Raw genomic sequence first — 12,746 nt, 5'->3', positions numbered from 1 at the left:
CTACAATTAGGTAAGTAATAAATATTATATTTGTATAAATTATACTTATCATGCGAATTCTTGTTTTACATAATTATTATCAACATTCAGGTGGAGAAGATACTGTGGTACAACAAGAATATAATGAACTATCAAAGCAAGGACATCAGGTAAAAATAATAAGTGAAAAGAATAAAAAAGGCCTTCAAGGACTATTACAATTTGCTCTATACCCATTAAATATTATAATATCTAAACGGTTAACCAATGAAATAGATCTGTTTAATCCTGACATTATCCATGTTCACAATTTACACTATGGAATTGGGCCCTTTCTCATTAGAAAACTCAAAAAAAAGGGCTATCCTATTGTTATGACTTTGCACAACTTTAGGTTAATATGCCCATCGGCAACATTATTTTACAATGGTAGTGTACATACCGAAAGCATAAAGGAAGATTTCCCATGGACTGCCGTAAAAAACAAAGCATTAGATCATTCTCTAGTAAAGACATTTATCACTGCATATACCTATTGGATACATAAAAAGATAAATACTTGGCAATTAGTAGATAGGTATTTTACATTTTCTAATTTTTCTAAAGCGATATTTAACGAATCATCATTAGGCGTTGATCCTAATAAATTTACCGTAAAGCCAAATTTTGTAAATTCAACTATAGCCAGCACAGAAAAGGTATTTAGGGACTATTATATTTATATCGGACGATTGTCGGAAGAAAAAGGAATTATACAACTTCTAGAAGCAATTTCAAAAACAGATTATAGGATCAAAATATTTGGAACAGGCCCTTTGGAAAAACAGGTTCAGGATTACGCAGATATTAATAGCAATATTGAATATTTAGGATTTCAAAATAAAGAAATATTACAAAAAGAAATAAATAGCGCAAATGCACTAATTGTTCCTTCAGTATGCTACGAAGGTATGCCGATGACCATTATAGAGGCTTTTGCGATGGGTACACCTATCATATGTAGCAACATTGGCATATTAAAACAAATGGTTGTACCTTTATACACAGGAATTCAATTTGACCCATATAATAGAGCAAGTATTATATCTGCTTTGGATACTTGGTCAAATATGGATATCCATACAAAAGAATTAATTAGTAAAAACTGTATCAATGAATTTCAAAATAAGTATACAGCAAAAATATATATATCGTTAATAGAAGAGGTTTATCAGCAATTAATTAAAGAAAATGAACATAATAATTATAGATCATCTTAATTTAGCGCCTAAGATTCAAGAAGTATTAGAAACCGTATATGATCCCGAATTAAAACCGGCAAATATTATTGATTTAGGCTTAGTATATGAGATAATCACCAAAGAAGGAGGCATCGCCAAAGTGGTCATGACATTGACAGCGCCAGGCTGCCCTGTTGCTGGAGAGATCATGGATGAGGTTCAGCGCAAAGTGGCAGGTATCGATGGTGTTAAGGAGTCCCTCGTAGAGTTAACCTTCGATCCGCCATGGACTAGAGATATGATGAGTGAAGAAGCAAAGCTAGATTTAGGTTTTCTTTAATCTTCTTTAGGTATTCGGGTTTCCAATTCAGCAAGAGTTTTCTTTGGCTTGGGAACCTTTTCTTCTTTCCCGAATAATTTGTCCCATACATTTCTAGATTCCTTTGTCAATAATGGAGAGATGATAGAAAGGATCAATACATACACTACTACAAAAGACTGCAAAACAGGAAGTAACCCCCCAGCCTTACCAATATTTGCCATAATAATAGAAAATTCACCACGTGCAGATAATGTAAAACCAATATCAAAGGATGCTTTAGGCTTCATCTTCGCAAAATGAGCAGCAAAAAATCCAGATGCCAAGTTACATATTATAGTTACTATAGCAGCTAATGCAGCCCAAGCGACAGCTCCACCTAACGTATAAATATTAATAGATAACCCAAAACTAAAGAAGAACATGGCGCCAAAAAAATCTTTATAGGGCAATACCATATGTTCAATCTTTTTAAGATACTTAGAGTCTGCAAACACCAAACCAGCCATTAAAGCACCTATTGCTTCAGCTACATGAATAGTTTCAGAGAAACCGGCTATCACAAATAATAAACTAAAAATAACAAGAATAAAAAGCTCCGATGATTTGTCTTGCAAAAGCTTATCTATGAAAGGAATCAATTTTCTACCGAGAATCAAAAAGGCTAATATAAACCCTAAAGCGAGTAAAGAAGTTCCTAAAACTGCACCCACGGAAGTTCCTCCTGTCAAAATCAATCCTGATAGAAATGATATATGCATAGCGATGAATAAGTCATCAAACATAATCATCCCCATTATTACTTCGGTCTCAGGATTGGCAGTTCTTTTGAGATCTGTCAATACTTTGGCAACAATCGCTGTTGATGAACTGGTCATCAAACCACACAACACCATTAATTCTTTGAAAGGAAGATCCATCAGCCATCCAATCAACAAACCGGACACAAAATTCAATAACACATAAAGAGATCCTCCAGTAACTATTGATTTCCCAGACTTGATAAGACGTCCAACAGAGAACTCTAAACCTAAATAAAAAAGTAGGAATAAAACCCCCAATCTTCCCATAAAGTCTATAAAAGGTTTACTTTCTGAGAATGTAAAGAAGCCCCAAACTTTATTAAATCCCGCCGTAAAACTCGCATTATCAATACTGACCAACACATCAGATACAAATGATGGATATTCTTTATTACCCAACACCATACCTATGATAATAAAAAAGGGAATTACCGAGAACTTTAATTTGTTTGCTAATAAACCAACAGAAGCTACTAACAGAACAGCGATTCCAATTTCTAATATAACGATATGCGACATATATACTTACAGTAAAATTTCTTTTAACAATTTGATATTTTTTGCCTTTCCAGCAATCACTAGTGTAACTCCAGGAGCAATTACAAAATCAGGACCAGGATTGATAACAGTATCATCCTCTTTAATTGCTGCGATTATAGAGGCACCAGTACGCTGTCGAACACCAAGCTCACCAATACTCTTATTGACGCCGTCATTAAATGGCACCACCTTATACCACTCGATACGAAGGTCATCTAATGCTACTTCTATCGTTTCTAAAGCTTTAGGCTTATAAGATAGTCCACCCAAAATCCCTGCCACTTGTCTAGATTCTTCATCCGACAGTGTCATCACACAGTGGGTTTCATTTTCTTCTTCATCATGACGATATAACTCCCGTCTACCATCATCATGAATAACAACAACCATGTTGTCACCAGCTTCAGTTTCAATCTGATACTTTTTTCCTATACCGATCAGATCACTTTCTCTAACTACCGACATTATATTCAATTTTAGTTATCAAAAAACAAGGGTAATTTACACAAATAAAACAATATACCCTCGATATACTACAATGTAGCATCTATTAATATATATTTATCCTGCTCATTACGCTTAGGACGTCCTATTGCTAAAGATTTACCGTGATAAAATAAATAAACCCACCCTTTGGGAGCCCCTTCATTCCAATATTTAATTCGGCTATCACGAGATGAACGCCCATCAAAATCATATTTTGCTATAAAGTTTTTAAACAGTTCTTCAGGTTCAGGTAATACATCACCTCCAAAAAAGAAATGCTCGCCCCCTACTTCAATATGAAAAGCTTGATGAAACTCCGTATGACCACCATTTAACTCAAATCTAATTTCATTATTTACGCTCCCCTCTCCTTCTACCAATACAAGGTTACCACTTCTTTGCAGCACATCAAATACCTCCGTACGGTAAGAAGGTGACTCTGAAGTATAGGCATTTTCCCATTCACCACGTTGTATAATATATTCTGCCTCCGGAAATGCTATACGTGCTGATCCATCTCTAAAATCAACCATACCACCCGTATGATCTTTGTGTAGATGAGACATCAAAACATACTTTACATCCTGGGGATCAAATCCTAATTTTTTGATGTTATGGTGTATTAACAATTCATCCTCTACGGTTCTATTTCCTAATCCGGTATCACATAATATCAATCCATAACTCGTTTCTATCAAAAATGGATGAACATGTACGAATAGAGATCCTGGTCTACTTTTAGGATCATCCGTAAGCGGATCAAAAGGAACAAATTTTTTGGAAGCATCTACAGAAAAAGAGCCTTCGTAGAGCGAATATGCTTGTATCATCTTTATATTATTGTAAACATGAGAGTTATAATATCTAAACGAAAATTCACTTAGACAACATTAGGTAACAAGTCCTAGAAAATGTATATTTACATACAAATACTGCGCAAAGATATGCAAAAAAGGTGGGTCCTAAAACCAAAAAATGACAGCAATAAAACACAGAATCTACAAACTGAACTTAATGTAAGTTCAATTATTGCCAATCTATTGGTCGGAAGAGAAGTCGAAACCTTTGAACAAGCCAAATTATTCTTTAGACCTTCATTAGAAGATTTACATGATCCATTCTTGATGAAAGATATGGATGTAGCTATTCATAGAATTGAAAGAGCTATAGGAAACAACGAAAAAATACTCATTTACGGCGATTATGATGTGGATGGTACAACGGCTGTTTCGGTAGTATATAGTTTCTTCAGAGCTTTTCATTCCCGTATCGAATTCTATATTCCTGATCGTTATCTCGAAGGGTACGGTATATCTACCGAAGGAATTGACTATGCGGCCAAGCATGATTTCACGTTAATAATAGCCCTTGACTGTGGTATTAAAGCAAATGATAAAATTGAATACGCCAATAGTAAAGGAATAGATTTTATCATCGGCGATCACCATATGCCAGGAGATACTATCCCTCAAGCGGTGGCTGTCTTAGACCCCAAGCGTATCGATTGTCCCTACCCGTACAAAGAACTGTCTGGCTGTGGAATAGGCTTTAAGATTATCCAAGCTTTCATCCTTAAAAATTCCATGAATATGGAAGAGGCTTATCAGTTTTTGGATCTTGTAGCGGTGAGTATAGCCTCAGACATTGTACCTATCACTGGTGAAAACAGGATATTGGCGCACTATGGCTTAAAAAAACTAAATACTAACCCATCTATAGGGTTACAAGCTTTAATAGATTTATCATCAAATAAAACAGGTATTTTCTCTGTTAATGATATTGTTTTCCAAATAGGACCACGCATCAATGCAGCAGGACGTATTGAACATGCTAAAGATGCTGTTAATTTACTTATCTCAAAATCTAAAGAAGAAGCTGCTAATTTTTCGGCTTCTGTGGATGACCAAAATAATCAACGTAAGGATTTTGACTTACAAATAACGACGGAAGCATTAGCGATAATAGAAAATAGCGCGAGTAATCAAGCGCGCAAATCTACTGTACTCTATAAATCAGATTGGCACAAAGGTGTGATCGGTATTGTAGCATCACGACTAACAGAAAAATATTATCGACCTACTGTAATTCTAACCCATACAAATGGACATATTGCAGGCTCAGCAAGGTCAGTAATAGGCTTTGATCTATATGAAGCACTGAGTGAATGCAGTGATCTTTTGGAACAATTTGGTGGGCATAAATATGCTGCGGGTTTAACGATGAAAGAGGAGAACATACCTTTATTTCAAGAGAAATTCGAAAATGTAGTACAGCGTACTATCAAACCCGAAATGCTCCAGCAAGAAGTATCTATAGATATGGAAATCACTTTAGACCAAATCGACAGTAAATTCTATAGACTATTAAAACAATTTGAACCTTTTGGTCCACAAAATGAGGCTCCTATTTTCATGTCTAAAGGAATACTAGTGCATGGAAATGCTTATATTGTTGGCAACAACCACCTCAAGATGACTATATTTCAAGAGGGCGCACCATTGTATGACTGTATAGGATTTGGTCTTGCAGAGCATGCCAATTATATCAACAGTAAAAAACCATTTGATATTTGTTATAGTATAGAAGAAAACTCCTGGAGAGGAAAAAAGAAACTACAACTAAACATCAAATCCATTAGATATTAAATTAATATATTTGCAATAAGCGAACTATAGAAAAATGATACTTAGAGCAGACAATCTAATCAAAAAATATAAACAGCGTACCGTTGTAAACGATGTATCATTCTATGTGGAACAGGGAGAGATCGTTGGTTTACTGGGTCCAAATGGAGCTGGGAAAACGACTTCTTTTTATATGATCGTAGGGCTAATCAAACCTAATGAAGGTCATGTTTTCTTAAATGATGAAGAGATTACAAAAGATGCGATGTATCAAAGAGCGCAAAAAGGAATCGGTTATTTGGCACAAGAAGCCTCTGTATTCCGTAAGCTCTCTGTAGAGAACAATATTCTAGCTGTATTAGAAATACACTACCCTAATAAGCAAGAAAGGTTAGCAAAACTAGAGGAATTGTTAACAGAATTTAGTTTACATAGAGTGCGTAAAAATAGAGGGGATTTACTTTCGGGTGGAGAGCGTCGACGTACAGAGATAGCACGTGCGCTAGCTGCAAACCCAAATTTCATCCTTTTAGATGAGCCTTTTGCGGGTGTGGATCCGATTGCAGTGGAGGAGATTCAATCTATTGTGGCCAAATTAAAAGCTAAAAATATTGGGGTATTAATTACCGATCACAATGTCCAAGAAACTCTTTCAATAACAGATAGAGCTTACTTATTGACCGAGGGTAAAATAATGCTTACGGGAACACCTGAAGAGATTGCAGACAGTGAAATGGCGCGTAAATTCTACTTAGGTCAAAACTTTGTATTAAGACGTAAAAAGTTATAGTAAATAATTATGGAAATACTAAACTCACTCTTTACATGGATTATGAAAAAGCGCATCCATCAAATAGAGCTTTTCATGAAATATCCACATGATGTACAAGATGAGTGGTTTCAACATCTTATATCAGCCGCAGAAGCAACTGAATGGGGGAAGAAATATGACTATAAGGGTATTTTAACGCCTCAAGAGTTCAAAAATCGTGTTCCTATAAGCGATTATGACAGTATGAAACCCTTTATCGATCGCATGATCAAAGGGGAGCAAAATATATTATGGCCAACAGACATAAAATGGTTTGCTAAGTCATCAGGTACAACCTCCGATCGTAGTAAATTTATCCCTGTAAGTGTGGAGGCATTGGAAGAATGTCATTACCAAGGAGGAAAAGATATGCTCTCTATCTTTTGCCATAATAGACCAGAAAACAGAATTTTTAATGGCAAAACCATTGTTATAGGGGGTTCTTCTCAAATAAACAACTTAAATCCAGACTCCTACTATGGAGACCTATCATCCATTTTGATTCGTAATCTTCCTTTTTGGGCGGAGTTCAAAAGAACGCCAAATTTAGAAGTAACGCTAAATCCTAATTTTGAGGAAAAAATAGAACAAATAGCACAGATCACAATAAAGGAAGATGTAACCAGCTTAGCAGGTGTACCTACATGGAATATCGTGATGGCCAAGAGAGTATTGGAAATAACCGGCAAAGATAATCTTTTGGAAATATGGCCTAATCTAGAATTCTATAGCCATGGTGGTGTGAGCTTCAAACCATATAAAGACCAATTCAAGCAGTTAATTCCTTCAGATAACATGTATTATATAGAGAATTATAATGCATCAGAAGGCTACTTTGGTATTCAGGATCAATCCGACTCGGAAGATTTATTACTCATGCTTGATTATGGTATTTATTATGAATTTTTACCTGTAGAAAACAACGAAGAAGAGCATCCAGATACTTTAGAATTACATGAGATAGAAATCGGTAAGAACTATGCGCTTATCATCTCTACAAACGCTGGATTATGGCGTTATAAGATAGGAGATACGATAAAGTTCACGTCCAAATCACCTTATCGTTTTCAAATATCAGGACGTACCAAACAATATATTAACACTTTTGGTGAAGAAGTAATTGTTGATAATGCAGAACACGCCCTTCAAGTAGCTTGTCGCGAGACACAATCCTTAATCCGCGATTATACCGCTGGCCCTGTATATTTTGACAACAAAAAAGCAGGTGCGCACGAATGGATTATAGAGTTTGAAAAACAGCCTAGTGATTTCGTATTATTTAGCGAAATATTAGACCGTACATTACGCGAGATTAACTCAGATTATGATGCCAAACGCTTTAAAAACATGGCTTTGAACCCTCCTATTATTCACGTTGCACCACAAGAGACATTTTATAAATGGATGAAATCTAGAGGTAAATTAGGTGGTCAAAATAAAGTACCACGTTTATCCAATAATCGCGAATACCTTGATCCATTATTAGCATTATTACGAGCTAAATAATGCTATGCACTATTAAATACGTATTTATTGATTTACAAATTAAAACGAAGCAAATGACTCAATCTACTACGATGATCAGCTCTGTTTCATTATAATACGTAAAATAATACCATTAATAACTTTTCAGATAATCAATTTCCGAGCTATCGAGGTGCTAAAAATTATTTTATAGAATAATTAAAAAAATAATAAAGCACCAATAAGTAATATACTAACAATGATAAAAACAGACGCCAATCGCCTAATATTAAAAACATTATAAGCCGTATTGTATCTAAAATTATTTGCTACCTCAGTCAATGTTCCTCTGAACTCCATCTCTTTACTCACAACACGTTGGCTCAATATATCATGTATTTCCTTTTGTAAAGCTAATAGATTTCTTAATTCATCATCTACAGCCAATTGAGCCTCAAATTGGAGCAAATCATCACCGTCTAATTGCCCATCTATATACTCTTGTATTTTTTCAGAATGATTTTCCATTAATTTATACTTCAAACACTATTAACACATTGATAGTAAATATTGAATAAAAAAAATAAACTATTTTATATTAGATGTATTTATAAAATCCACCACAACACTATTTATTCTTTCATTTTTTAGGTAAATACCGCTAATTAACACCTACAGCCTTTCATAAATTTTATTCATACCTTTTAAAAACTCTGTTGTCAAACAATCACCTATATTCTCCTAATAAGAAATCAGCATTATCTATTTGTACTTACATATATACAAAGAATAAATCAAGCTGACTTAGTACTACAATAGACCATAATAAACAGAAATACTAGATACACCATTAAGTTTACTATCAAAATTGATTAGTTATAAAAATCTAAAAAAAAATATTACAGCTTTCATATTACTTAGCATAATTATGCTTCACGAAGACAAGAAAATCCTCTTACCGCATTAATTATATACAGACAATATAACAGAAGTATTGTTTTACATATAGCTATCAGCTCTGACCTGCATGTATTTAATTGGTTATTTATTATATAAAAGTAAAAAAACAAAATGAAACTATTGCTAGACTATTTTGTAAATATTTAGCTATAATCAAAAAAATAATACTCGCTGTATTTAGCTTCTATTCAATATTAAATAACGATTCCGTTAAGAATAGAAATTGGCACTTAACGAACTATGTATTCATACTACCAAAATAATACTTACATCAAAATAGTACTTCCTTGACATAATTATCTGAACAAAAAATCATAAAACATAGTTCTTTTATTACTAATAGTTAACCTTATCACGTAAAAAATAAAACATTGTTATCACAAATTCTACAAATAAATACTCCGTTTAAAGTGTCTCAACTTTAAATTCAATTCAATAGGCATTTTAGTTCATTTTTTCCTAAATTGCACTTTTAAAAATCATAATTGATATGAGCGCGGTAGAACAGTTTTCATTTCGCGTAGAGCCAACACAACATTCAAGACTCTCGCAGGTAGATTTCAATAACTTAAAATTTGGACAAATAATGTCCGACCACATGTTAGTGGCAGAATACAATAATGGTCAATGGGAAGACATTAGTATTGTACCTTATGGTGATATCACAGTCAGCCCATCTTTATCCGCTTTACATTACGGACAATCAATATTTGAAGGAATCAAAGGATACAAATTTGCTGATGGAACAGTAAGTATCTTCAGACCAGACAAAAATTGGGAAAGATTTAATAAATCTGCTGCACGCTTACAAATGCCTGAAGTGCCTGAAGAAATATTTATTGGCGGATTGAAAAAATTATTAGCGATTGATAACAAATGGGTTCCATCTTTAGAAGGAACAGCATTATATATCCGTCCTTTTATGTTTGCTACTGAGGCTGCATTAGGCGTGCACCCTTCGGCATCTTACAAATTTGTAATTATCACTTGTCCTGTTGGTGCATATTATAGCAAGCCTATCTCATTAAAAGTAGAAACACATTACACACGTGCTGCAGAAGGCGGTGTTGGTTTCTCTAAGAATGCGGGTAACTATGCATTGTCATTATATCCTACGCAGTTGGCGAATAATGAAGGATACGATCAAATCATGTGGACAGATGCTGCAGAGCACAAGTATATTGAAGAAGCTGGTACTGCAAACTTAATATTTCGTATTGGTGACAAAATCATCACGCCACATGGCGAAACAATTCTTCATGGAGTAACACGTCGTACAATTATGCAGTTAGCCGAAGAATGGGGTTATGCGGTAGAGCAACGTAAAGTATCCGTTGAAGAATTAATTGACGGTATCAAAGCAGGTGTAGTAACAGAAGCTTTTGCGGCAGGTACTGCAGCTACAATTACACATATTGACCGTATTGGATTTGAAGGTCAAGATTATAATTTACCTCCTGTAGAAGGGCGAGAATTTTCTAATAAGGTACTAGATTATTTAAATCAATTACGTTACGGTAAGATTCAAGATCCATTTGGTTGGAACTTTATCGTCTAATATAAAAAAGAGCCATTCTCGTGTGAATGGCTCTTTTTAGTTATATTAACTAGTTTAATTTTTCTTCCAAGAAAGTAATAATCTCATGTGTTTCTGTAGGCTCAAACCAAACGGTGTTACCATACTTCTTGAACCAGGTAATTTGCCTTTTAGCATATCTACGAGAATTTTGCTTCACCTTATCTATAGCCTCTTCAAAGCTTATTGCACCATCCAAATATTGAAAAATCTCCGAATATCCTACTGTTAACATAGCTGGCTTTGTGCGATAATTCGATAAAGACTTTACCTCTTCTATCAATCCCCCCTGAATCATCTTGTCGACACGCAAATTAATACGGTTGTACAATTGTTGACGATCAGTATTTAGACCTATTGTAATCACCTCAAAAGGACGCTTTTCTACCTCTTTTTTTTGATAAAATGACATCGTATTACCCGAAGCTTCAAATACTTCAAGTGCGCGAATCACCCGTTGTGGGTTGTCTATATCCGCAATTGCATAATAAGCAGGATCTATTTCTTTTAATCTTTCTTTCAACGGCGCTAAGCCAGCAATTTCAAATTGCTTGTTGAGTGCTTCACGCACCCCTTCAGGAGCCTTAGGCAAATCATCTAATCCTTCACATACAGCGCGCACAAACAATCCTGACCCACCAACCATAATCACGACATCCTTTTTTTCAAATAAAGAAGCCAACAATTGCAAAGCATCGCGTTCAAAATCGCCAGCAGAATAATCTTCCTGAATAGAATGTGAATTAATAAAATGATGCTTAGCAGCTAGTAACTCCTGCTCGTCGGGCTTAGCAGTACCGATATTCATTTCTTTATAGAACTGACGAGAATCAGCAGACAAAATTTCCGTATCAAAATGCTGTGCCAATTTAATAGCTGCGGCCGTTTTACCAACTGCCGTAGGGCCAACTACCACTACTAAAGTCTTCTTATTGTTCTTCATCAATCCCAAATTTCATGAATTGCAAACTTAGAGAAATAAAACAATTATAAAAATATTAGCCTTATGATTTCTTTGTTTCCAATGGATATTAAAATCCATAAGAAAAATTTCGTAAAAAGAAATATTATTTATATATTTAAATTTGATACACCAATTCATATCCATGAATACAATAGAAAGTATATTTTATAATACATCCCTAATAAGTGGAATAGCTTATTTGATGGGTAAATTAATAGGTTTATATTTTTAAGGTAACACCTTATCAATAGAAACCCTTTTAGTTTCTTTGCATACAGCAGTACGCACAGGTCTTGGTTTATTCCATTTGTAAAGATTATCCATTTGAATTAAAAAATAAGCCACAACAATTGTTATGGCCTATTAGTATATTATATAATCGGAATTAGATTAATAATCTTCATCACCCGATGCGAATTCACCTGAACTCTCTTCCCCTTCTTCATTTTCGTCATCTTCACCCTCATCGATGCTGTACTCATCCTCTTCGTCGACACCGTATAATTCTGCTATTTCATCTTCCACAAAATCCTCCTCCTCATCGTCATCAACTGCAATAGGAAAATTTGAAGCCGCCAAGGATTTTGGCGCAACACCTACAGATTTAAATAAAGAAGGATACACTTTACCCTCTTCTTCTTTCAATATTCGAACCAACTCCACGTGAAATTCGTAAGGACGATCAAAATTATAGATGTAATAAAATTTTTGATGCGGATCATCAATAAATTTGCTTAAACGGATATCTTCCATCAAAAGTACTCCTGCCTCTATTTTACGTTGAATAGGCAAATGTGCTATCTCCGTGCCTTTTTTCCACTGATCGTTACTCACATAAAATGAAGAAGGCACCTCAGCATCATAGCCTGTACTTTTATGAATTTCATCATGCAAATCTATAAAAGTACTCTTCGCAGGCATATCGATATCACGATATACATCTTCATAATCTTCAAAGGAAACTCTAAATCTATATACAGCCATATTGTTAACTAAAAAT

The 12,746-nt window shown here is 34.6% G+C and carries 12 protein-coding genes; 6 read left to right on the top strand and 6 right to left on the bottom strand.

Features of this window, described 5'->3' with window-relative positions:
• The first annotated feature begins 50 nt into the window (after nt 1-50).
• Both IP023_RS09680 and IP023_RS09675 read left to right on the top strand, forming a co-directional pair.
• A complete protein-coding gene (locus tag IP023_RS09680; protein WP_241790075.1) occupies nt 51-1,238 on the top strand; it encodes a glycosyltransferase family 4 protein in 1,188 nt (395 codons plus the stop codon).
• On the top strand, nt 1,210-1,539 hold the full coding sequence (locus IP023_RS09675; protein ID WP_241790074.1) for a metal-sulfur cluster assembly factor: 330 nt from the start codon (nt 1,210-1,212) through the stop codon (nt 1,537-1,539). The genes IP023_RS09680 and IP023_RS09675 overlap by 29 nt, the downstream gene beginning before the upstream one ends.
• Here the strand turns inward: IP023_RS09675 and IP023_RS09670 are convergent.
• The 3 genes from IP023_RS09670 to IP023_RS09660 form a co-directional block, all read right to left on the bottom strand.
• Entirely contained in the window at nt 1,536-2,840 is a 1,305-nt protein-coding gene (locus IP023_RS09670) for a cation:proton antiporter (protein ID WP_241790073.1), read from the bottom strand. The two genes, IP023_RS09675 and IP023_RS09670, sit on opposite strands and share 4 nt — an antisense overlap.
• Before the next feature lie 6 nt (nt 2,841-2,846).
• Nucleotides 2,847-3,326: a cation:proton antiporter regulatory subunit gene (locus IP023_RS09665; RefSeq protein WP_241790072.1), complete on the bottom strand. Its 480-nt coding sequence runs from the start codon at nt 3,324-3,326 to the stop codon at nt 2,847-2,849.
• A gap of 68 nt (nt 3,327-3,394) precedes the next feature.
• Nucleotides 3,395-4,177, bottom strand: coding sequence for an MBL fold metallo-hydrolase (locus IP023_RS09660; RefSeq protein WP_241790071.1), 783 nt, complete (start codon nt 4,175-4,177; stop codon nt 3,395-3,397).
• 114 nt (nt 4,178-4,291) lie between these two features.
• On the opposite strand from IP023_RS09660, the gene recJ reads away from it, so the two are divergent.
• From recJ to IP023_RS09645, 3 genes are read left to right on the top strand one after another with little or no spacing between them, the layout of a single operon-like run.
• Nucleotides 4,292-5,992 carry a single-stranded-DNA-specific exonuclease RecJ gene (gene recJ, locus IP023_RS09655; RefSeq protein WP_241790070.1) on the top strand — a complete coding sequence of 567 codons (1,701 nt, stop codon included), beginning with the start codon at nt 4,292-4,294 and terminating at the stop codon, nt 5,990-5,992.
• 34 nt (nt 5,993-6,026) lie between these two features.
• Entirely contained in the window at nt 6,027-6,761 is a 735-nt protein-coding gene (lptB, locus tag IP023_RS09650; protein WP_241790069.1) for an LPS export ABC transporter ATP-binding protein, read from the top strand.
• A 9-nt stretch (nt 6,762-6,770) separates the two neighbouring features.
• On the top strand, nt 6,771-8,288 hold the full coding sequence (locus IP023_RS09645) for a GH3 auxin-responsive promoter family protein (protein ID WP_241790068.1): 1,518 nt from the start codon (nt 6,771-6,773) through the stop codon (nt 8,286-8,288).
• Between the two features lie 177 nt (nt 8,289-8,465).
• Here the strand turns inward: IP023_RS09645 and IP023_RS09640 are convergent, their stop codons facing one another.
• A complete protein-coding gene (locus tag IP023_RS09640) occupies nt 8,466-8,774 on the bottom strand; it encodes an anti-sigma factor family protein (RefSeq protein ID WP_241790067.1) in 309 nt (102 codons plus the stop codon).
• Nucleotides 8,775-9,696: 922 nt separating this feature from the next.
• Between IP023_RS09640 and IP023_RS09635 the strand changes: the two genes are divergently transcribed.
• Nucleotides 9,697-10,764, top strand: a complete 1,068-nt coding sequence (locus IP023_RS09635) for a branched-chain amino acid aminotransferase (protein WP_241790066.1) — start codon at nt 9,697-9,699, stop codon at nt 10,762-10,764.
• A gap of 49 nt (nt 10,765-10,813) precedes the next feature.
• Here the strand turns inward: IP023_RS09635 and miaA are convergent, their stop codons facing one another.
• Entirely contained in the window at nt 10,814-11,725 is a 912-nt protein-coding gene (miaA, locus tag IP023_RS09630) for a tRNA (adenosine(37)-N6)-dimethylallyltransferase MiaA (RefSeq protein WP_241790065.1), read from the bottom strand.
• 411 nt (nt 11,726-12,136) lie between these two features.
• The gene (locus IP023_RS09625; RefSeq protein WP_241790064.1) at nt 12,137-12,730 is read right to left on the bottom strand and encodes a plasmid pRiA4b ORF-3 family protein; all 594 of its coding nucleotides are present in this window, start codon (nt 12,728-12,730) and stop codon (nt 12,137-12,139) included.
• Nucleotides 12,731-12,746: the final 16 nt, after the last annotated feature.

The sequence above is a fragment of the Sphingobacterium rhinopitheci genome (genome assembly GCF_022627575.1).
Classification (GTDB): domain Bacteria; phylum Bacteroidota; class Bacteroidia; order Sphingobacteriales; family Sphingobacteriaceae; genus Sphingobacterium; species Sphingobacterium rhinopitheci.
Note: the sequence above shows the minus strand (reverse complement) of the source record. Positions and strands in the feature narration are given on the sequence as shown.